Origin of the sequence: Burkholderia sp. F1, assembly GCF_050813845.1 — a bacterium.
GTDB classification, from domain to species: Bacteria; Pseudomonadota; Gammaproteobacteria; order Burkholderiales; family Burkholderiaceae; genus Burkholderia; species Burkholderia ubonensis.
Genome location: NZ_CP172423.1, coordinates 315,945 through 337,875 on the forward strand (window position 1 = coordinate 315,945; position 21,931 = coordinate 337,875).

General features: G+C 68.2%; 15 protein-coding genes. 4 read left to right on the top strand and 11 right to left on the bottom strand.

The window, feature by feature from the left end:
• Positions 1–127: 127 nt before the first annotated feature.
• From ACFIMZ_RS35685 to ACFIMZ_RS35695, 3 genes are read right to left on the bottom strand one after another with little or no spacing between them, the layout of a single operon-like run.
• Positions 128–1,570, bottom strand: coding sequence for an FAD-binding protein (locus ACFIMZ_RS35685; RefSeq protein WP_431825961.1), 1,443 nt, complete (start codon positions 1,568–1,570; stop codon positions 128–130).
• On the bottom strand, positions 1,567–2,403 hold the full coding sequence (locus ACFIMZ_RS35690) for a TauD/TfdA dioxygenase family protein (RefSeq protein ID WP_431825962.1): 837 nt from the start codon (positions 2,401–2,403) through the stop codon (positions 1,567–1,569). Before ACFIMZ_RS35690 ends, ACFIMZ_RS35685 begins: the two co-directional genes overlap by 4 nt.
• 2 nt (positions 2,404–2,405) lie before the next feature.
• Entirely contained in the window at positions 2,406–3,431 is a 1,026-nt protein-coding gene (locus ACFIMZ_RS35695; protein WP_431825963.1) for an L-tyrosine/L-tryptophan isonitrile synthase family protein, read from the bottom strand.
• A 486-nt stretch (positions 3,432–3,917) separates the two neighbouring features.
• On the opposite strand from ACFIMZ_RS35695, the gene ACFIMZ_RS35700 reads away from it, so the two are divergent.
• The gene (locus ACFIMZ_RS35700) at positions 3,918–5,117 is read left to right on the top strand and encodes a YncE family protein (protein ID WP_431825964.1); all 1,200 of its coding nucleotides are present in this window, start codon (positions 3,918–3,920) and stop codon (positions 5,115–5,117) included.
• Positions 5,118–5,141: 24 nt separating this feature from the next.
• Here ACFIMZ_RS35700 and tssM read toward each other — a convergent pair whose 3' ends face one another.
• From tssM to tssH, 8 genes are all read right to left on the bottom strand, one after another.
• Complete coding sequence (gene tssM, locus ACFIMZ_RS35705) at positions 5,142–9,236, bottom strand: type VI secretion system membrane subunit TssM (RefSeq protein ID WP_431825965.1); 4,095 nt, start codon at positions 9,234–9,236, stop codon at positions 5,142–5,144.
• Positions 9,237–9,256: 20 nt separating this feature from the next.
• Positions 9,257–10,486 (bottom strand): type VI secretion system protein TssL, long form, encoded by a 1,230-nt coding sequence (gene tssL / locus ACFIMZ_RS35710; RefSeq protein WP_431826037.1) that lies wholly within the window; start codon positions 10,484–10,486, stop codon positions 9,257–9,259.
• A gap of 105 nt (positions 10,487–10,591) precedes the next feature.
• Positions 10,592–11,938 (bottom strand): type VI secretion system baseplate subunit TssK, encoded by a 1,347-nt coding sequence (tssK, locus tag ACFIMZ_RS35715; protein WP_431825966.1) that lies wholly within the window; start codon positions 11,936–11,938, stop codon positions 10,592–10,594.
• 27 nt (positions 11,939–11,965) lie between these two features.
• Positions 11,966–12,478 (bottom strand): type VI secretion system lipoprotein TssJ, encoded by a 513-nt coding sequence (tssJ, locus tag ACFIMZ_RS35720; protein ID WP_431825967.1) that lies wholly within the window; start codon positions 12,476–12,478, stop codon positions 11,966–11,968.
• A gap of 89 nt (positions 12,479–12,567) precedes the next feature.
• Positions 12,568–13,053 (bottom strand): Hcp family type VI secretion system effector, encoded by a 486-nt coding sequence (locus ACFIMZ_RS35725; RefSeq protein ID WP_431825968.1) that lies wholly within the window; start codon positions 13,051–13,053, stop codon positions 12,568–12,570.
• A gap of 106 nt (positions 13,054–13,159) precedes the next feature.
• On the bottom strand, positions 13,160–14,653 hold the full coding sequence (tssC, locus tag ACFIMZ_RS35730) for a type VI secretion system contractile sheath large subunit (RefSeq protein ID WP_431825969.1): 1,494 nt from the start codon (positions 14,651–14,653) through the stop codon (positions 13,160–13,162).
• Between the two features lie 33 nt (positions 14,654–14,686).
• Positions 14,687–15,241: a type VI secretion system contractile sheath small subunit gene (tssB, locus tag ACFIMZ_RS35735; RefSeq protein ID WP_431825970.1), complete on the bottom strand. Its 555-nt coding sequence runs from the start codon at positions 15,239–15,241 to the stop codon at positions 14,687–14,689.
• Between the two features lie 33 nt (positions 15,242–15,274).
• Positions 15,275–18,010, bottom strand: a complete 2,736-nt coding sequence (tssH, locus tag ACFIMZ_RS35740) for a type VI secretion system ATPase TssH (protein ID WP_431825971.1) — start codon at positions 18,008–18,010, stop codon at positions 15,275–15,277.
• A gap of 692 nt (positions 18,011–18,702) precedes the next feature.
• Here tssH and ACFIMZ_RS35745 point away from each other — a divergent pair.
• Genes ACFIMZ_RS35745 through tssF form a run of 3 tightly spaced genes read left to right on the top strand, consistent with a single transcriptional unit; the run spans position 18,703 to position 21,929 of the window.
• Positions 18,703–19,392, top strand: coding sequence for a TagK domain-containing protein (locus tag ACFIMZ_RS35745; protein ID WP_431825972.1), 690 nt, complete (start codon positions 18,703–18,705; stop codon positions 19,390–19,392).
• Positions 19,393–19,417: 25 nt separating this feature from the next.
• Positions 19,418–19,999, top strand: coding sequence for a type VI secretion system baseplate subunit TssE (tssE, locus tag ACFIMZ_RS35750; protein WP_431825973.1), 582 nt, complete (start codon positions 19,418–19,420; stop codon positions 19,997–19,999).
• Positions 20,000–20,039: 40 nt separating this feature from the next.
• A complete protein-coding gene (gene tssF / locus ACFIMZ_RS35755; RefSeq protein WP_431825974.1) occupies positions 20,040–21,929 on the top strand; it encodes a type VI secretion system baseplate subunit TssF in 1,890 nt (629 codons plus the stop codon).
• Positions 21,930–21,931 lie beyond the last annotated feature (2 nt).

The window sequence follows — 21,931 nt, forward strand, 5'->3', positions numbered from 1 at the left end:
ACGCCGTGCTGCCGCATGCCGACGTGCGCCTGCGGGCGATCGAACGCCTGGCCGACTCGAACCGGCACCCGGCCCGGCCGAGTGCCATGTATTCGAGCTGCGCAACGTTGCGCCGGAGTCGCCGGTTCTACGCCACAGCCCGGCTCAACATCGAATCGAAATAAGCCGTGATCGGAGAGACGTCGGAAAGGGAAGAAGACGCGGCGATGTACGAATCCGGGCGAACCAGGATCATCTGATTCGCATACGGGCTCGTTTCTTCTGGAATCCGAATCACGTTTACGAATGCCGGCAGGTCCAATGTCGCGTTGCAGTCGCCGAACACGAGAAGCGTGAAAGATCGATAGTCCAGAAGCGAATAGATGCGCGTGTCAGCCTGCTCCCCACCATTGCGGATCATGAAGTCGAGCAAGCGCTTGCCGTGCAGCTCGTGCTTGCCGTAGCGAATGCCCATTCCGGTGATGTAGCCGGCTCGCTTCTCGACGATCCTGACGTAGTCATCCGCGTGTGTTCCGGTCTCGGAGTACTTGGTGGAGCGCACGAGCTCGCTCGACGTCTCGACCACGCCCATGGCCACCGGCTTGCGCTCCTGCTCGTAGGTGCGCAGCAGCGCCATCGGCGCGCCGGAGTGCAGCACCATGCTCATCTTCCACATGATGTTGAAGGCATCCGCCAGGCCGGTATTCAGACCTTGACCGCCGTTCACCGAGTGAATGTGGCAGGCATCGCCGGCCAGGAAGATCCTGTCGGCAATGGCATAGTGCTCGGCCACCGATTCCTTCACCGAGAACTGCGAGAACCAGACGAGCTCCTTGAAGCGCAGCGCGTGCGGCTGCATCGCGCGGTTGATCTTCGCGACCGCCTGCTCGACAGTGAAATCCCTGGTATCCATGCGGACATAAAAGCGGTCAAGGTTCCCCTCGCGCGGAATCCACGCCACGTCGGAGGTCTCGGCCTGAAAGACGATGATTTCCGGCACCTTCACGAAGTCGGTCTCGATGACGCCATCCAGGACCGCCCAGATCAATTGCGGACGCGTCACCTCGAACGGAACCTTGAAGAGGTCACGCACGAACGAGCGTGAGCCATCCGCGCCGATCACGAACCTGGACCTGATGGTCTCGCCGGTCGACAGCGTCGTCGTGCATCCATCGTCGGCGACCTTGATGTCGGTGACGGACGTGTTGCGCCGTACCGCGGCATCCACGTCCTCGAGCTTCTCGTCCAGCAACTGCTCGACGAACGACTGCCCAAGCATGAGGAAATGCTTGTGAAAGCAGCCTTCCAGCGCTTCCCACCACGTCGACTGACGCGAAACGAATTTGCCTCCGGCCCACACGGAGCTCGTGTTGCAAGGCTTCCCCTTGGGATAAAGATCGTCGAACAGATCGATGATCTCGAGCAGTTGCAACGTGCGCGCATTGAGTGCGTCGGCCCGCCCCGCCTGAAGCGGCGCGGCCGATTTGTCGACGACCAGCGTGCGCAGATTGCACAACCGCCCCAGGTAGGCGCAGAGAAGCCCCACGGGACCCGCGCCGACGATGACGACGTCTGTTTCCGGCGTGCTCATGCGTATGCCACCAGGTGGGGGTTGTCGAGCGGCGGGTTGCCAAGGACGTGCACACGGCGGAGGTGTCGCGGCGCGCCGCTCGTGAATCCTTCGCGACCGTGGAGCAGCGTGTAGTTATCCGAAATCACCACGTCGCCGGTCTGCCATGAGTGCGCGTAGAAGTTCTCGGGCGCGTAAAGTGCCGCGCGCAAACTGCGATGAAAGTCGCCGATGTCGGCTTCGTCGACACCGGTGAACGCCAGGGTTGGGCGATTGACGAAGCTGTCGTCGCCTTCGATGGATGGCTCGTTATAGCGGACGACCGGAAAACCTTGAATCGGGTGAGTCGCGACGATCGGGGCAATCGTCTTGCTGTCGTAGAACTCCATCTTGCGATGATAGACGCCGGTCACCTTGTCCCAGAGCGCGCGGGCTTGGGGCGCAGCCCGCTCCAGCAAAGTCCTCGTGTTCGAGAACGTGGTGCGTCCGCCCTGCTCGACCTGGGGGGCGCTGACGCAGTGGAATATCTGAAACTCCGGCACCTGTTTCCGGTACATGCCGTCCCAGTGAAGGGGCACGTAGTTGTTGTCGAAGATGTGGTCGGCGGGTTTTTCGTGTTCGACCAGTTCGAGGGTCTTGCCGAACGGCCACTCGCTGATCTCGCCCCAACTGCCGCAATATTCCTCGAAAGCCTCGGCGCCATCGAACGTCTTGAAACCTCGAAGCACCAGCAAGTGGTGTTGCCGCGCCAGCTCGCGCATGCGTTCGGCAGGCAGTTCGCGCACGTCCGCGTTACCGGACGCCGGCCGCACCATCAATCCGAACGGCGTAACCTTTGTCGTCTCGTAGATCATCTTCATTCCTCCCGGTCGGCCGCGCCGATTTCCCGATTGAGCGACGCCGTATCATCGAGAACGTAATGGCTCGGACGTCCGTTTTGAAAGACGAGCTCTGCGCCCGCCGCTTCGGCCTCACGTCGCTTGAGCAACATGAAACTGCCGTTCACCAGTGCCGCGACGCCATGCCAGGGCGTGAGCCATCCGTCCGCCGTCGCCATCATGTGGATGCCGATCTTCCTGCTGCCGCAGCTCTGCGGATGGATCGACAGGCGCACCGCATCGGGAAAGATCGTCGCGAGGAGCCCATCCCATGCCTTGCTGCGCTGCACGACGTGGTACGCGCGCTCGCGGCATTCCTTCTGCAGCGCCGTCTTGCTGATGTTCATGTCGGGCCGGGTGGCGTCCTCGACGAGAAACCGCGTGATTCCGCAGTACATGCGCTGGGCCTCGCCGCCCGCCCGGACGGCGGCCTGCAGCTCTTCGAGGGGCTGGCCATGGCTTGCCATGAGGTGCGCGCGCATCTCGTCGAAGCCGCTGCCGGGAAAGACGTCATCCAGGTTGAAGGTGCCGAGCGCGTTCGCGCCGAGCTCCTCGATCAAGGCCGAGATCCCCTGCTGGTACGCCGTGACGTCGCTTTCGTTCATCCCGACCGCGTCGCTGAAGACGCGGCCGTCCGAGCACAGAATGATTCGCGCCCCTGGGGCGTACACGGCGCCGATGCGGTTGCAGAGATCGTTGAGAAACGCGAGCGACTGCCGCTCGGCCATGTCGGGCGTCGGGCCGAGCACCTTGCCCGGGTTTGGCGATTTGGCGGGAAAGGCCGGCAGGACGAAAACGACAGGCTCGTCGCGCTCGATCGCCTTCATGACCCGGTCGAGATGCGGGCCAAGACATGTCGGGCACAGTGTGCCCTCGCAAGGGCTCTGGGCCGCGACACGGCGATGCTTCATCACAAGCCCCAAAATCTCCATGGCCTGCGCGTGGACGGATTCACCGGACAGACGGCGTTTCTCGGGGGGCGCGTAAGAAAAGGCAGTGTGCATCAATGATCTCGAGATTAGAGCGTGTTGACGTGATTAACGGGAAGCAGATAAGCCTTTCGAAGGTCTGCTCTGCGAACTGTATTTAAATCATCGATAGAAGATCAGGAGGTTAATTTCGATACTTTTAACATTAAATAAATTTCACGTCGAGACTTAAAAATTGAAAAATATGGCGATTTATGGAGCATCCAACCGTCATTGGCCAGCAAAAACTGAAATAAAATGTGCGTATGAATCAAAAAGCGAAACGGTGTCGCGTGGATTTTGATTGCTTTATTTGAAACAATGGAATTGATTTCGAGCAAAAGTGTGATTTCTCGATCAATAATAATGTTTGATTTTGTGGTAATTGAATTAAATCTGATTGTCAATCAAGCCGATTATTTCCTTGGGATTTCGGCGACAATCCTGTTCCGGGTACCATGGTGCGGCGCGACGTGGCCACGTCGCGCGAGCCTCAATCAAACAATGAAAAGCGGAGCGCAAATGCAATCGAATCTTTCACGTGTGCGGCATGTCCGCCTGCTTGCCGGGCTGACGCTCGCGGCGGCCTCGCTGGCCACGCACGCCGCCGACTGGATCGTGTCGGCCAACGACGGCAAGTACCAGCGGGTCGAGGGTCGCGACACCTATCTGGCGGCGCCGCCGTCCGACACGCTGACGCTGCTCGACGCCGGCGTGTTCCCGCCGAAGGTGGCGCTGCAGGTCGACGTCGAGAACGGCATCCAGGGGCCGCCGCAGGCGGCGGCGGTCACGCCCGACGCGAGCGTCGCGCTCGTCGCCGCGCCGACCCGCTACGACCAGGCCGGGAAGCGGCTCGTCTTCGATACGTTCCTGCAGGTCGTGGATCTCAAGGCGTCGCCGCCCGCCGTCACGCGCATCGAGCTCGGCGCGCATCCGCAGGGCATCGCGATCGACCGCTCGGGCCGGCTCGCGCTCGTTACGGACGTCGACGGCGGCGTGTCGGTGCTGCATATCGATGGCACGCGCGACGGCACGCGCGTGACGCTCGACGGCAACCTGAAGATCGGCAAGAAGCGGCTCGCCGGCGTCAGCTTCACGCACGACGGCGCGCACGCGCTCGTCGCGCTGCGCGACGAGCAGGGCGTCGCGGTGCTGAACGTCGACGACGGCAAGGTCACCGACAGCGGCACGCGCCTGAGCAGCGGCGTCGCGCCGTATACGATCGACGTGTCGAGCGACGGCCGCTGGGCCGTGGTCAGCAACGTCGGGCTCGCCGGCCTGCCGGGCTATGCCGGCAAGCTCGCGGGCGACGCCGATACGATCGCGCTGATCGACGTGTCGCGCACGCCGTTCCGCACGGTCCAGTACCTGAGCGTGCCGTCCCTGCCGGAGGGCGTCGCGATCTCGCCGGACGGCAAGTGGATCGCCGTGCAGGCGATGGACGGCTCGAACCTGACGCCCGACAATCCGGGCCGCCACAAGCTCGGCAAGGTGCTGCTGTTCGCGATCCGCGACGGTCAGGCCGTCAAGGCCGGCGAAGCAACCGGCGGCGAGGCCGCGCAAGGCATCGTGTTCACGGCCGACAGCCGTCACGTGATCGTGCAGTTCAACGTCGAGCGGCAGCTTGCGCTGTACGCGGTCAACGGCGGCAGGCTGCACGACACGGGCAAGCGGATCGCGCTGACGGGCGGCCCGTCGTCGCTGCGGACGATGCCGCGCTAAGTTGCGCCGGAAACCCTGGCCGGGTCAGGCGCCCCCCGCGCGATATCGCCGCTGCCCGGCGTCCTGACCGGGATTGCCGCCCGGACTCCCCGGCGGCAACCCCGGCGGCGGCCCCGTGTCGGTCAGGCTGAACGTCGGCATCGAGCCGGGGCAATGAAAGCTCTGCAGCACGTTGCTGGTCAGCGGATTTGCCACGCTGCCGGCGTTCGCGATGTCGAGCACGGCCTTGCGGCCGTCGAAGTCGAGCGCGACGCGCGTGCGCCCGGGCGTCGCCGTCTCGATCACCTGGCCCTTCTGCAACAGGCGCAGCAGCGCCCACGGGCCGTCGGTCGACACCGTCGACGTGTCGGGCCGGATGCGCGGCTGCGCGGTGATCTCCGCATGGACGCCGCCGCGCGGCCCCGGCCACGTGACCGTGAACGGCGCGACGGGGCCGTGCTGGTAGAGCGTCGTCTGCCCGTCGACGTCGATCGTCAGGCCCGTGATCGACGGGTCCAGCTCGGGCACCCGGAGATCGGCCTTCCAGGCGAGCTGCTTGCGGCCCGGATCGCCGAAGAAGATCTCGCGGATCGCCTTCGCATGCTGGAACGGCTCGAGGTCCGGGCCCTGCACGGGCTCGGTCGCGCCGGGCAGCGTCTTGTAGCGCCACGGCTTCGCCGACGTGTCGACGAACGGCGCCAGCGTCTTCGTGAAGAAATCGTCGATGATGCCGCCGTGCGCGAACACCCGCGTGAAGTCGTCGATGCCGACGTCGCGCCGGCTCGCGGCGACGAACGGGTAATTGCCTTCGATCGTGAGCCGGCACGCGTCGCCGACGGTCGCCGCGAGCTGCCGCGACAGCAGCTGGCCGATGCCCCGGTTCACCTCGCGCGAGCCCTGCGCGGACAGTTCGAGCAGCACCGCGCGAACCGGCGCGGGCATCGTGTTCGCGGCCATCTTCAGCTTCGCCGCGGCGTCGCTGGCGGGCGGCATGCTGTTGTTGGACAGCGCGTCGTCGGCCACCGTCAGCGCGGTGTAGTAGTCGTTCAGCAGGTTCGTCACGCCGTCGAGGCCGGTCCTGGCCGCAGGCGCGGCGGCGGGCGGCGCGCCCGCCTGCGTGTCCGCGCTGCCCGTCACGATTTCGCGCAGCGCCGCGAAATGACTGTCGACGAGCTCGCGCTCGACGCGCTCCTCGGCGCGGATGCCGAGCGCCTTGTCGACCTTGTCGGCCTTGTCCGCTGTCTGGCCGAGCGTGTCGGTCGCCCGCTGCAGGAATGAGTGGTCGGCCGCGGCGATCGGCTGGGCGAGGGTGGTTTCGCGGACCGCCGCGCGCGCGAGGCGCGCAAGCGGCGAATCCGGCGCCGCGAAGCTGCGCAGCACCAGCAGGTTGAACCCGAGGCTCGTCCCGGTCACGGTGCGGATGTCGCCGAGAAAATCGTCCCACTGCCGCGCGTATTCCATCAGGTACTGGCGGCGGATCGCTTCGGTCAGCGGATCGTCCGCGCCGGCCGCGTCACGCGCGAGCGCCGCCGTTTTTTTTTGAGCCTCGCCGAGATAGGAGCGGCCCATCACCCACGCGTCGTCGTCGCGCGCGACCTGCACGAACTCGGGCAGCCGCTTGTCGAACAGGCGCCGGTAGCCGTCGAACGTGAAGAGGCCCGGCACGCCACGCGACAGCGGCGCGTCGCTCGCGCGCGAGAAGACCAGCCCGGCCTGCGGGCCGACGGCCCGCAGCAGCGTGAACTCGTCCGGCGCTTCCTTCTGCATCGCCGCCTTCGCGCGCTCGTAGAGCCGCTCGGTGGCGTTGCTGCCGTCGAGGAACGTGCGCGCCTGCTGGATCAGCGCATCGTTGCGGATCCGCGGGGACTGCACGACGCGCTCGCCGGAGAACAACTGCCCGACGTGGGAAACCATCGACGCGCGTCCGCCGAACACCGTCGCGCTGTCGGTGCGGGCCCAGTCGTCGAGCACCCACGCCTCGACCTGCGCGGCATTGAAGCGCGTCTTGTCGTACAGCATCAGGTAGACGCGCAGCGCGTCGTACGCGGTCTTCGGGTCGCGGTTCGCGATCGCCTGCGCGAGCACGGCCTCGATGCGCTTGACGATCTGCGGCAGCAGCAGGTTGTCTTCGAGCGCATCGTAGGTGTGGCGGCTTTCCGCGACGACGCCGGGCGGCGTGTACAGCCCGAAGCGCCAGCCGCCCGACGGGTCCGACAGGTCGAGCCCGGGGAAGGTCGGCAGGTAGCGCGCGTCGGTCAGCACGTCGGGCACGGCCTCGGGCTTCGGCGCCTTGTACAGCTGGCCGACCCGGGCGCCGAGCGCGACCGTCTTGCGCGCGATCGCGTCGAGATAGTCGCTGTTGTTGCCCATGCTGACGCGCAGGCCGATCGCCAGCCACGCGAACAGCAGCAGCGCGAGCGCGTGGCCGGTCAGGCGCAGCGTGCGGAAGCGGTACTCCCAGCGCAGGTTGGGGGACACGAGGTGCATGTCCGCAAACACGATCTTCGTGAGCAGGTCGTGGAGGAAGAAGCCCTGGCTGCCTTCGTGCGCGGGCGCGGCCGTGGCCGGCACGCGTCCGATGACGGCCGCGAGACGCTGCACCACGGTGCGTCGCTCCACCACGATCTCGCCGCCGGTCTGCGCGGCGCTCGTGAAGTACACGCCGCGCAGCGTCGCGTGGCGCTGCGTGTCGTCGTAGCGGGAATCGACGAACACGCGGTCGATCAACGCGTCGAGCGAGCGCATCAGCACGAGGAATTCCTCGGCGAACGCGGCGAGCCGGCGGCGCCTGAGCGTATCGTGCTCCTCCAGCAGACGCGCATTGACGCCTGCGGCGAGCCGCGCGGCCAGCGCGTCCAGCTCGGTCGCGCAGCGTGCGCGGAACCCGTCGGTCGCCAGGGTCTCCGTGCCGTACGGGAGCGTGAAGCCCCAGGTCTGCGCGCGGCCTTCCGTGGTCAGCGAGCTGAAGTACTCGCTGAAGCCGGGCAGCCGGTCCATCTTCGTGATCACGAGGTAGACGGGGAAGCGGATGCCGAGCTCGGTGCGCAGATCGGCGAGCCGCGCGCGCAATGCGGCGGCTTCGGCGTCGCGCGCGTGCTCGTCGGCGCCAGCCAGTTCGGCGACGTCGACGGCGAGCAGCGCGCCGTTGATCGGCGCGCGCGGGCGATGCTTGCGCAGCACGCGCAGGAAGCCGAGCCACTCGGCCTCGTCGACGGTCTGCCGCCATGTGCGGTCGTCTTCCTGCGGGACGCCGGCGCTGGCCGAGGCGGTTGCGGCGCGGTCCCTGCCTGCCGCCTGCGCGTCGGGACGAGCGGTGTCGGCGTTGCCGGCGGCGGCTCCGGCCGACGACGGGCCGGCGGGGCGCGGCGGCAGCGGATGCCGCGATGTGCCGTGCCGCGTGTAATGGCCGGCCGTATCGATCAGCACCGCGTCGTTGGTCAGCCACCAGTCGACGGTGCCGTCATGGTGCGCGGGCATGCCCGCCGCGCGCTGCATCTGCGACGCCACCGGAAACGACAGGCCGGCGTTGAGCAGCGCGCTGGTCTTGCCGGACGCTGCCGAGCCGAGCGCGATGTACCACGGCAGCTCGTAGAGGTAGCGCTTGCCCTGGAACAGGCGGCCGAGCCCGCGGGCGCCGGTGCGCATCGCCTTCAGCCGCGCCAGCGCGCCGGCGACCGCCGCGTTCACGCGAACCAGCCGGCCGGCGGCGGGCGACGCCGCCTTGCGGCTGCCGAACTCGACGAGGTGCTTGAGGAAGTCCGGGTCGCTGCGCATCTTCCGCAGCAGCAGGAACGCGAGGTAGACGATGAACGCCGCGAGCACGACCGCGATCGCGATGACCCGCGCGGACTCCGGCGCGAACGGCGTGGCGGGTCCGAACGCGAGCAGCGGCGACGCATGCCAGATCAGCAGGCACAGCAGCGCGACGAACACGACGCTGGTCGACCAGCCCGCGAGCCAGAGCAGCACGCCGGCCAGCAGCAGCGCGATCACGACGACGCGCATGCCGGCGCCCGCGAGCGGCTTGAGGCCGCCGAACGCGACGAACGGGCCGATGAACCAGATCAGCAGCGCGACGATGACGAGCGCGGCGAAGGAGAGGAACTGGCGCGACGCCAGAAAGGACAGGACCTTGTTCATATCGGGTAGTCGATTGGCAGTTATGGCGCGACGGTGATTTCGACGCGGCGGTTCAGCGCGCGGCCCGGCACGGTCCGGTTGTCGCCGACCGGGTTCGCCGCGCCCCTGCCGAGCGCCGCCAGGCGGTTCGCCGGCACGCCGGCGGCCTGCAGCATCCGCATCACCTGCGCCGCGCGCGCCTCGGACAGCGCTTCGTTCGACGGGAACGGGCTGCCCCTGACCGGTGCGTTGTCGGTGTAGCCGAGCACCGTCACCTTGCCCGGCACCCTGGCGATCTCGGCGGCGATCTTCGCGATCAGCGGCCCGCTCGACGCGTTCACCGCCGCCTTGCCCGGCGGGAACATCGCGTCGCCGCGGAACGTCACCGAGCTGTGGCGGGCGTCTTCGTCGACGCTGACCGTGCCGGCGGCGATCTCGTTCTTGAGCAGCGCGGCAAGCCGCAGCGCGGGCGCGGCCGGGGGCGGCGGCGGCGTCATGCGGCCGATCGCGACGATCTGCTTTTCCACGTCGGCGCTGCGGGTCAGCAGCGCGTACTTGAAGTAGCCGAACGCGCCGAGCAGGAGCACCGACAGCGCGGTGGCCGTGATCCATACGGGGAAGTCGTGGATCGACAGGCGCCTGCCGCGCGCATCGGATTTCCAGTGCGGCGACAGCGCGACGGACACCGGCCCGTGCTGCGCCGCGATCTCGTTGTGGAGCCGCTGGCGCACGGCCTCGTGCTTGCGCTGGCCGTCGGCTTCGTAGCGGTAGCGGCCCTCGAAGCCGAGGCTCAGCACCCGGTAGATCACTTCGAGCAGGTCGAGGTGCTCCTGCGGCGCGTTCATCAGCCGCCCGATCAGCAGGTACACCTTGTCGCCGCCCTGGCGGTCCTCGTGGAAGGTGGTCGCGAGCCCTTCGCTGATCCACGCACCGAGGCTGCTGTCGCCGGAGCGCGCCCACGCGGTCTGCATCGCCGCTTCGTCGAGCGCGGTGCACAGGCAGTAGCGCGCGCCGAGCACGTGATCGCGGCGCAGGTTCGCCTGCTCGCAGAAGCGCTGGAACAGGCGCACTTCCTGTTCGAGCAGCAGCCGCAATTGCCGGATGCCTTCGCGGTCGAGCTGGTCGGGCATGTCGGCCAGCGCCCGCAACAGCGGCCGGCTCGCTTCCAGCAGCGGGTTGCGGGCGGCCTGGATCGCGGCGAGGCGGGCGGCGGGCGGCTCCGCCGGCGGCACGGGCGCGGCGCCGCGCGACGCGAGCGGCGTGGGCGGCATTGTGGCGGGGCCACGCGTTTCCGGACCGGACGGCTCCGGACGGTACACGGCTTCTGAGGTCACTGGGTTTCCCCCGGTTCGTTCGATTCGTCAGGATGTGCGCGGCTAGCCGCGAATGCCCCACAGCTCCAGCTTCAGCGACGGAAACTCGCCGGCGACGTGCAGCGCGAGCCCGCCGTGCCGCGCGACTTCCTCCCACAGCGGCCCGGTGCGCGCGAGCTCGTAGTAGACGTAGCCCGCGTTGAACGGGATCTGCCGCGGCGGCACCGGCAGCGCCTGCAGCGCGATGCCGGACAGATGGCTGCGCACCAGGTCCGGCAGGCGCTCGGACGGCCCGGCCTTCGCCTGCGCGGCGAACTGCTGCTGCAGCAGGTCGGGCGGCATCTGCGCATGCACCGCGAGCACGACCGCGCTGAAGCCCTGCATGTCGGCCGGGTCGACGACGGCGTTGCGCATCCCGTGGCCTTGGTCGGCGAGCGCGATGCTCTGCGCGCTGCGCACGAGCACCGCGTTGAGCAGCCGATGCGTGTCGTCGACCACGGGCTTCAGGCACAGGTGCGGCGCGACGTGCTGGTACGGCGGATGCGAGTCGAGCGGGCGGCGCGTGTCGGTGCGCACGTAGGTCGACAGCTCGCCCGCCATGCTGACGAAGAGCGCATACAGGTCGGCGGGCGACGTGGTCGGCACCCGCTGCAGATGCTGCAGCAGCGGCTCGTAGCGGTTGAGCGCCTGCAGCAGCAGGTAGTCGGACACTTCGGCGGTCGTGCCGGGCTTGCCGTCCGCGCCGGTCAGGCGTTCGGCGAGCGCGTTCGCGCGCAGCCGCGTCAAGTCGTGGATCTTCGCGAGCCAGCTCGCGAGCAGGTCGCTCGCGCCGTAGCCGACCACCGGCGGGACCAGCGTGTCGTCGAGCTCGATGCTCGCGTCGGCGCGGATCGCCTTCACGCGCGTCAGTGCGAGGCCGATCCACGCGTCCGTCAGCTCCTTCTCCGGCAGCAGCCGCAGCCGCAGGTTCGACAGCTGGACCGTCTTCGGCCCCTGGCCGATCGAGTTCGTGTCGCGCAGGTCGGTGTCGAACACGAGGTAGCGCGCGAGCGAGTCCGCGGCATGCTCGAACGCGGTCTCCTCGCCGTTCGGCACGCGGATCGGCACGGCCAGGTAGATCAGCTGGTCCAGGTGCTCGGGGCGGATCGTGAGCGGCGCGGGCGGCGGCGTGCTGCCCGGCGCGTCGAACGGGGTGCCATCGGCGAACACGCCGCTCGCCGATTTCACGACGATCTTGCCGAGCGCGGGCGCCTCGGTATCGAGGCTGTAGTGGCTGAAGCCGAAGAAGAACGGCGAGAGCGGCGCCGCGCGCTTGTGCGCAAAGTGTTCGAGGTAGCGCTCCTGCTGCTGGAACAGCTGCGGGCGCATGAACAGCCCCTCGCTCCAGACGACCTTGTTATGCCAGCTCATGGTTTCGTTCCGATCTTCGTGTCAGTGTCATTTGGCGGGTTCGGTGATCTTGACCGCGTTGCTGTCGAGATCGATGGTCAGCTTCAGCTTCGACGACCACACGCGATACCACGCCGCGTCGTGCGCGGCCGGCAGCGGGTAGACCGCGCGCCACACCGCGTGCGGCAGGTCGCGGTAGGCCGCGACCACGCCGAGCGCGGTCGTCGCGGGATCGGCCTTGCGCCGGATCGCGCGGTGCTCGCCCGGGCGCAGCAGGAACTGCTCGCGCGCGACGAGGTCGTCGGCCAGCACGGTCTTGTCCCGGTCCTGCAGCGTGAAGAAGTCGGCGGCGTTGAACGCGCCGTCGGTCTTCAGTTCGTAGACGCGCACGACGATCGGCGCCGCGCGGTTGCGGTCGTCCGGGTTGACCGTGGGCGCCGCGTTCACGGCCAGGTCGAGCAGCAGCGGTTCCTTCGGCTTCGGCGTGCCGCTCGCGCAGGCGGCGAGCAGCAGCGCGGACGCAACGGCGGTAGCGGCGGTAACGGGAGTGATCGGGCGCATTCGGGTGCACGGTGCCGGGGGAGGTCGGTCGAAGGCGGGCGCGGCCCGGCGGGCGTCGTCGACGCCCCGCCAGGCCGCGGGGCCGCCGCTCAGGCTTCCTTGTTGCCCTTGATGTCGAAGCTGGTCGTGACGGCGCCGCCGCTGCCGCCCTGCGCGTTCTGCACGACGTACTCCTGCTTGACCCGCGCGAACGACAGCGACACCGTCTCGCGGCTGCCTTCGGTGTCGGTCCGGCTGCCCGACGGACGCACGCGCGTGACGAGCACGTCGCTCATCGTGAGCTTCAGGTATTCGAGCGGATTGCCGCCGGCCTTGCGCATCACGAGCACGGCCTGGTCGACGTGCTTGCCGGTCAGCGCGTACTTCATCAGGTTCGGGCTCGCGCGGTCGATCGCGTGCTCGAACGTCAGGTCCCTGACGCTCGCCTTGCCGGCGCCGCCGCCGCTGCCGGAATGCATCGTGGATTCCTGCTCGATTTCCCAGTCCCAGTTCAGGACTTCGATTTCGTCCTTGTGCTTGTCGTCGAGCGATTCGCCGTTGATGCCGTCGATCTTCAGAAAAATGTCCTGTGCCATGTGCTTGCTCTCTCGGGTGGAGGTAAAAACGGCCGGTCTCACGGGGCGCCGGATGCGGCAAGGATCGTGATCCCGGCCGGCGGTGGGGACGCCGGCCTGCGTTGCCTCAGGCGGCTTCCTTGATCGACGGCAGCTTCGCGACCAGCCGCAGCGACACGGTCAGCCCTTCGAGCTGGAAGTGCGGCCGCAGGAAGAACTTCGCCTGGTAGTAGCCGGGGTTGCCTTCCGCTTCCTCGACCACCACCTCGGCGGCCGCGAGCGGCCGGCGCGCCTTGGTGTCCTGCGACGAGTTGGCCGGGTCCGCATCGACGTAGTTCATGATCCATTCGTTCAGCCAGCGCTGCATGTCCTCGCGCTCCTTGAACGCGCCGACCTTGTCGCGCACGATGCACTTCAGGTAGTGCGCGAAGCGCGAGCACGCGAACAGGTACGGCAGGCGCGCGGACAGGTTCGCGTTGGCGGTCGCGTCGATGTCGTCGTACTCGGCCGGCTTGTGCACCGACTGCGCGCCGATGAAGGTCGCGTGGTCGGTGTTCTTGCGGTGCACGAGCGGGATGAAGCCGTTCTTCGACAGCTCCGCCTCGCGCCGGTCCGAGATCGCGATCTCGGTCGGGCACTTCATGTCGACGCCGCCGTCGTCGGTCGGGAACGTATGGCACGGCAGGCTCTCGACCGTGCCGCCCGACTCGACGCCGCGGATCAGCGAGCACCAGCCGTACTGCCGGAACGACCGGTTGATGTTCACGCCCATCGCATAGGCCGCATTGGTCCACGCGTAGTGGCGGTGATCGGCGCCGTTGGTGTCTTCCTCGAAATCGAACTCGTCGACCGGATTGGTCTGCACGCCGTACGGCAGCCGCGACAGGAAGCGCGGCATCGCGAGGCCGATGTAGCGCGCATCGTCGGTGTTGCGCAGCGAGTTCCACGACGCGTATTCGAGGTTCTGCGTGAAGATCTTCGTGAGGTCGCGCGGGTTCGCGAGCTCCTGCCACGATTCCATCTGCAGTACTGAAGGCGCCGCGCCGGAAATGAACGGCGTGTGCGCGGCCGCGGCCACCTTCGCGATCGAGCCGAGCAGGTCGACGTCGGGCGGCGTGTGGTCGAAGTAGAAGTCGGCCATCAGGCAGCCGTACGGCTCGCCGCCGAGCTGGCCGTATTCCTCTTCGTAGATCTGCTTGAAGAGCGGGCTCTGGTCCCACGCCTGCCCCTTGTAGCGCCGCATCGTGCGGCGCAGCTCCTCCTTCGAGATGTCCATGAAGCGGATCTTCAGGTGCTCGTCGGTCTCGGTGTTCGACACCATGTGATGCAGGCCGCGCCACGCCGATTCGGTCTTCTGGAAATCCTCGTGATGGAGGATCAGGTTGATCTGCGCGGACAGCTTGCGGTCGATCTGCGCGATGATCGCGGCGATGCTCTTGTACGCGTCGTCGCTGATCGTCGCCGATTGCGCGAGCGCCTGCTCGGCGAGCGTGCGGACCGCGAACTCGACGGCGTCGCGGGCCTGCTCGGTCTTCGGCCGGAACTCGTGCGTGAGCAGTTGCGCGAAGTCGGACTGCGATTCGTATTCGGCGACGGCCGCTTGCGTGTGTGGTTTTTTCATGATCCGTTTCTCCGGGTTGCGCCGTTCGGCCGGTCAGAGGGCGTGGTCTTCGCGGCCCGCGGCGTCGGCCGCGTCCGCTTCGTTCGCGGCCTGGGGCTTCGGGGCGGCCGCGAGCGAGCGCAGCAGCCCGGGGTCCTGCAGCAGCTGGTTCACGAGCGCCTCGGCGCCCGACTTGCCGTCCATGTAGGTCTGCAGGTTCGCGAGCTGGGTGCGCGCCTCGAGCAGCTGCCGCAGCGGCTCGACCTTGCGGGCGATCGCGGCCGGCGAGAAGTCCTCGATGCTTTCGAAGGTCATGTCGACCATCAGCTTCCCGTCGCCGGTCAGCGTGTTGTCGACGCCGAACGCGACGCGCGGCTGGATCGCCTTCATGCGCTCGTCGAAGTTGTCGATGTCGATATCGAGGAAGCGCCGGTCGGCCACGGCCGGCAGCGGCGTCACGGGCTTGCCGGAGAGGTCGGCGAGCACGCCCATGACGAACGGCAGTTCGACCTTCTTTTCCGAGCCGTAGACTTCGACGTCGTACTCGATCTGCACACGGGGCGCCCGGTTGCGCGCAATGAACTTCTGAGAGCTGCTGGATGTGGACATGCGTGGCTCCATCAACGAGGGAAGGGGGCAGGATCAGTCGACCTGCCGGACGAAAAGGGGCGCCGTCTCGGGCGTCGCATCGCCTGCGAGGCCGGCGCGGAACGCGAGCGCGTCAGGGGCCGGCGCGGCCGGGTCCGCGACGCCGACGTCGATGCGCGCGAGCGCGTCCGGCGAGCCGTACGCGTCGAGCCACAGCGCGGAGAGGCGCGGCAGCACGTGCTGCTCGATGAAGCCGATCAGCAGCCGCGCGCCGGTTTCCTGCACCAGGCAGCGCCCGACGACGTAGTCGACGACCGCGTCTTCATAGGCGAGCGCGATCCGGTGGCTGTCGGCCATGCGCCGCACGACGCGCTCCAGGTGCAGGCGCACGATGCGCGCGAGCGCCGCGGGTTCGAGCGGCCGGTAGGGAACGACGGTGACGCGCCCGAGGAACGCGGCGGGGAACACCCTCAGGAGTTCGGGCGCGAGCGCGTCGCGCAGGTCCGCGGCGTCCGGCGCGCGCGCGGGGTCGGCGCACAGGCTCGCGCTCAGCTCCGCGCCGACGTTGCTCGTCAGCAGGATCGTCGTGTTGCGGAAATCGATGTAGCGGCCGTCGCCGTCTTCCATGTAGCCCTTGTCGAACACCTGGAAGAACATCTCGTGCACGTCGCGGTGGGCCTTCTCGATCTCGTCGAGCAGCACCACCGAGTACGGCCGGCGCCGCACGGCCTCGGTCAGCACGCCGCCCTCGCCGTAGCCGACGTAGCCGGGCGGCGCGCCTTTCAGGCCGGAGACGGTGTGCGCTTCCTGATACTCGCTCATGTTGATCGTGATCAGGTTCTGTTCGCCGCCGTACAGCGCCTCGGCGAGCGCGAGCGCCGTCTCGGTCTTGCCGACGCCCGACGGGCCGGCGAGCAGGAACACGCCGAGCGGCTTCTTCGGATCGGCGAGCCCCGCGCGCGCGGTCTGCACGCGCTCGCCGATCTGGCGCAGCGCATCGGGCTGGCCGATCACGCGCGCGCCGAGCGTGGCGGGCAGCGCGCGCACCGCCGCGATCTCGTCGGTCATCATCCGGCCGACCGGGATGCCGGTCCAGTCGGCGACGATCTCCGCGACGATCGCCTCGTTCACTTCCGGGAACACGAGCGGCGCATCGCCCTGCGACGCGGCGAGCGCGCGCTCGAGCTCGCGCAGCGTATCGGTCGACACGGCGGACACGGCGTCACCCGCGTCGGCAGGTGGTTCGGGAGCGTCGGACAGCGCCGCCTCGCGCGCGGCGAGCAGCGCCTGCGCGGCGTCGGCCTGCGCGTTCCAGCGCGTCTCGACCGCCGCTTCCTCGGCCGACAGCGCGGCGATCCGCTCGCGGGCGGCGGCGAGCGCCTGGTCGGCCGCGAGGCCGATGCGCGCTTCCTGCGCGAGCAGCGCGAGCTCGGCGTGCGCGGCCTGCAGGCGCTGGCGGACGTCCTGCAGCTCGCGCGGCGCGGCCTGCTGCGACAGCGCGACGCGCGCGCAGGCGGTGTCGAGCAGGCTGATCGCCTTGTCCGGCAACTGGCGCGACGGGATATAGCGATGCGAGAGCGTCACCGCCGCGCGGATCGCCTCGTCGCGCACCACGACGCCGTGATGCCGCGAGAACGTCTGCGCGACGCCGCGCACCATGTGGATCGCGGCGGGCTCTTCCGGCTCCGGCACCTGCAGCACCTGGAAGCGGCGGGTCAGCGCGGGGTCCTTCTCGATGTGCCGCTTGTACTCGGACCACGTGGTCGCGCCGATCGTGCGGATCGTGCCGCGCGCCAGCGCCGGCTTCAGCAGGTTCGCCGCGTCGCCGGTGCCGGCCTGGCCGCCGGCGCCGATCAGCGTGTGGATCTCGTCGACGAACAGGATGACCGGCGCGGCGGATTTCGCGGCGGCCTCGAGCGTGCCTTTCAGGCGCGCCTCGAACTCGCCCTTCATGCTCGCGCCGGCGAGCAGCGCGCCGGCGTCGAGACTCATCAGCCGCACGTCGGCGAGCCTGGGCGGCACGTCGCCCTGCGCGATCGCGAGCGCGAGCCCTTCGACGACGGCCGTCTTGCCCACGCCCGCCTCGCCGGTGAGCAGCGGGTTGTTCTGCCGGCGCCGCAGCAGCACGTCGATCATCGTGCGGATTTCCAGCTCCCGGCCGATCACCGGGTCGATCTCGCCGTCGCGCGCGCGGGCGGTCAGGTCGGTGCAGTACTGTTCGAGCGCGGAGCCTTTCGCGGCGGCCGGCATCGCCTGGGATGCCTCGCCGGGCGCCGCGGCGGCGAACTCGCTGTTGTCGTGCGGCGCGTCGGCCGCTTCCGGCGATCCCTCGATCCACGCGGGCAGCAGTGCGTCGATCTGATCCAGAGGAATCCTGTCGAATGACGGCGAAATGGACAGCAGCACGCGCCGCAGGTCCGGCGTGCCCACGAGCGCCGCGACGAGCCACGCGCCGCGGATGCGCCGGTCGCCGAAGCGCAGCGTCGCCAGCACCCACGCGCGCTCGATCGCCGCTTCGATGTGATGCGACAGGTCGCTGATCGAGCTTGCGCCCGCCGGCAACGTCGCGAGCGCCCGGGCCACGTCGCGATCCAGCGCGTCGCGGTCGATGCCGGCGTGCCGGACGATGCGATGGAGGTCCGAGTCGGTCTGCTGCAGCAACTGGTGCAGCCAGTGAACCAGCTCGACGTACGGGTTGCCGCGCAGCTTGCAGAATGCCGTCGCCGATTCGACGCCCTTGAAGAGCGTCCCTCCGAGCTTGCCGAACAGCGCCAGACGCGAAATCGCCATGAGCAGATCCTTGCGGTGGTTTATTCCGGATTTTCTTTGCCGCCGGAATATGCGGGTTATGCGATGTGCTGCGTGAATCCGTTGACACATGCTATCTGGCGATGGAATGCGAAATCAATCGTCTGAAAAAGGGGCGACAAGCATTTTGTCTCGCATGATGCGCTCGAGTGTCTCATTTGAGTTTTTCTTGAAAACGGCACGGTTTCATGAAAATGGGTGTCGGACAATTTGTCTCGTGCAGCACGGTCATATGTCTCATTTTCATTCGGGAAGGCGATGCATCCGGAATTCAATCGATATGATCTGCTTTCAGAAACCCCGACTGGCCGTCGAGCCGGGCGCGAAGGCCGGCAAGCGCCACGCAGGCTTGCCGGCTGCGACAGCACGGCGCCGCGAAGCGCGCAATGTCCGGTTCGACTGTTTCGGAACGTGAAGCGACGGGATTCGCGAGACGCGGGTTGGCAAGATTCCGTTAAATGATTTGGCGGGCTTTCATGGGAAGCGAGGCATCGGAATGTTAAATATTGAAAATCGCCGAATTTGCATTTCTGGTTGTTTGAATGGTTCGGGTGCATATTTTATGAATTCGAATCGATAAATATGCGGGCCCTGGATTGAGGTAATCCGTGCCGGCTGGTGATTGAGGCCGGAACAGGTTGCATCGTTGATCGATTGCGTATGAGGAGGCAGGCATGCGCGCATTTAAAACGGCTCGCCGTATCGAGCCGGATTGGCATTACACCGAGCCACGGCCGCATCGCGCCGATGCCTGGGCGGAAGCCGGCGGCGACGACGACGCGCCGACGCCGGACATGCGGCTCGCCGGCTCGCCGGACGCGATGTTGCGCGACGCCGACGCAGTGCTCGACCTGATCGACGCGGTGATCGCGGCGGATGCGCTCGCGTCCCGCCAGGCCGACGATGCGATCGCGGACGCGACGGCGGCTGACAGCCCCATGCCGGCCCGGGATCTGATTCATTCGTTATACGAACAATACTGCGGCGCGCTCGAGAATCCGCAGGCGTCGCTGTCGGCCGGCTGGGCGGCGCAGATGACGGCGGCCCACCGGCCGCTGCCCGACCTGCGGGGCGACGCGCGCGAGGGCGTCGACGCAACGGATTCGATCGCCGGGCTGTTGTCGGGCGCGCGCGTGCTCGACGACGCGTTCGGCCCGCTGACGCCGGGCGACGGGCCCGATCCGGCCGCCACCGAGCCGGTTCCGGAGATCCTGCGGCTGTTCGCGCCGGCCGAGTACCACGCGACGGCCGCGCGCCGGCAGGGCGGCCTGCCGCCGGCGCTCACGCGGCAGGAACACCAGACGCTCGCGATCGACAGCCCGTTGCCGGCCTCCGCGCCGGCTCCGGCCTGCGACGCGCGATGACGACCGGCATGCAACGGAGGAGCCGATGAACCTGAATGAGAACGGCACGAGCGCACCGCGCGGCGGCCCCGATGCGCGCCCGGGCAACGACGGCGTCGCGCCGCCGCGCCGCGCGAACGCATACCTGCTGCCGACGCTGCTCGACCGCCTGCGCGACGACGCGCCGCGACGCCAGACGGAGGCCCCCGGCGAATACGCGGTGACGCGCATGCAGATGCGCGGCATCGTCCAGCGCGATCTCGCGTTCCTGCTCAACGCGATGAGCATCGACTCGCACATCGACCGGGAGCGTTTTCCCGAAGCGGCGGCCTCGACCGTCAACTTCGGGATGCCGCCGCTCGCCGGCGCGTTCATGGCGTCGCGCAAATGGGCCGAGATCGAGCGGGTGATCCGCCGCGTGATTCTCGACTTCGAGCCGCGGCTGATACCGGAGACGCTCGTCGTCGCGCCGTCGCGGGACGTCGAGGCCGGCCAGCGCGCCAACGTGCTGGCGTTCGAGGTGCGCGGGATGATCCGCATGGATGCGTATCCGATCGAATTCATGGTGCAGAGCGCGCTCGACCTGGAAACGAGCCAGGTGAGCATTACCGGCATGCGCGCGCGTTGACGCGCGACCCGACCGACGGAACGACCAACGAGGCTATCCAGTGGATCCGCGACTGCTCGACTACTACAACCAGGAACTGATCTATATGCGCGAGCTCGCGACCGAGTTCGCGCGCGCGCACCCGAAGATCGCGCGGCGGCTCGGCATGCAGGCAGGCGAAGTGGCCGACCCGTATGTCGAGCGGCTGATCGAGTCGTTCTGCTTCATGGCCGCGCGCATGCAGATCAAGCTCGACGCGGAGTTCCCGCGCTTCACGGGCCGGCTGCTCGAAGTGCTGTATCCGAACTACGTGGCGCCCACGCCGTCGATGTCGGTCGCGCGCCTGTATCCGAGCCACACCGAAGGCAATCTCGCGGACGGCTTTCCGATCGCGCGCGGCACCGCGTTCGCCGCGCGCGTGCCGGCCGGCGAGAAGACCGCCTGCCAGTTCCGCAGCAGCCAGGACGTGGTGCTCTATCCGCTGGAAATCGCCGACGCGCGGCTGACCGGGATTCCGCCCGACATCCCGGCGCTCGACCGCTACGTGCCGGCCGGCACGCAGGTGCGCGGCGCGCTGCGCCTGCGGCTGCGCACGACCGGCAACGCCCGCATCGCCGACCTGAAGGGGCTCGACCGCCTGCCGCTGTATCTGGCGGGCGACGACCAGGTCGCGTCGCACCTGTTCGAGCTGCTGCACGCGGGCGGCATCGCGACGATCACCGGCGCGCCGGGCGAATTCGCGACGCCGGGGCGGCCGCTTGCCGCGGTGACGGCCGATGCGGTCGTCCACGAAGGGCTCGGCGCGGACCAGGGCCTGCTGCCGCTCACGTGGTCGAAGTTTCACGGGCACAACCTGCTGCACGAGTACTTCGCGTGCCCGTCGCGGTTCTATTTCTTCGCGCTGACGGGGCTCGAGGAGGGCCTGCGCCGCGTGACCGGGCCGGAGGTCGAGATCGTCGTGCTGCTCGACCAGTCGCCCGAGCGGCTCGCGAACGTCGTCGATGCATCGCGCTTCGCGCTGTTCTGCACGCCGGTGATCAACCTGTTTCCGCGCCACCTGGACCGCATCGAGCTGTCGTCCGGGCAGACCGAATTCCATCTGGTGCCGGCGCGGCTCGCGCCGCTCGACTACGAGGTGTATTCGGTCGACGCGATGTACGGACAGGTCGCGGCGACCTCGGCCGAGCTCGAGTTCCGGCCGCTGTACCAGACGCTGAACGACGACGAGCGCAATCACGGCCGCTATTTCTCGACGCGCCGCGAAAGCCGGCTCGCGTCGGATTCGGCGCGCCGCTACGGCACGCGCACGCCCTACGTCGGCACCGAGATGTTCGTGTCGCTCGTCGACCAGAACGAAGCACCCTATGGCGAGGACATCCGCTACCTGTCGGTCGACGCGCTGGTGACGAACCGCGACCTGCCGAGCCTCGTGCCGCGCGACGGCGTGAACGACCTGACGGTGGCCGAATCCGCGCCGCTCGAAAGCGTCGGGCTGATCCGCGCGCCGAGCGTGCCGAAGCCGCCGTTCGCGGAGCGCGAGATGGCGTGGCGGCTGATCCGCCAGCTCAACTTCAACTACCTGCCGCTCGAGGAGCTCGACCACCGGCCCGGCGGCCAGGGCCTGCGCGACCTGCTGCGGCTGTTCGTGGCCGGCGACGAGGCCGACAACCGGCGGCAGATCGAGAGTCTGATCGGCGTGAAGACGCGGCCGGTGACCCGCAAGCTGCCCGGCGCGGGGCCGCTCGTGTTCGGGCGCGGGATCGAATGCGCGCTGACCGTCGACGAGCCGGGGTTTTCCGGCGTGAGCCCGTACCTGTTCGGCGTGGTGCTCGAACACTATCTGGCGCGGCACGTGTCGATCAACGTCTTCACGCAGACCGAGCTGCACTCGGTGCAGCGCGGCCGCATCGCCCGCTGGCCGGTGCGCATGGGCGCGCGGGGAGGGGCATGACG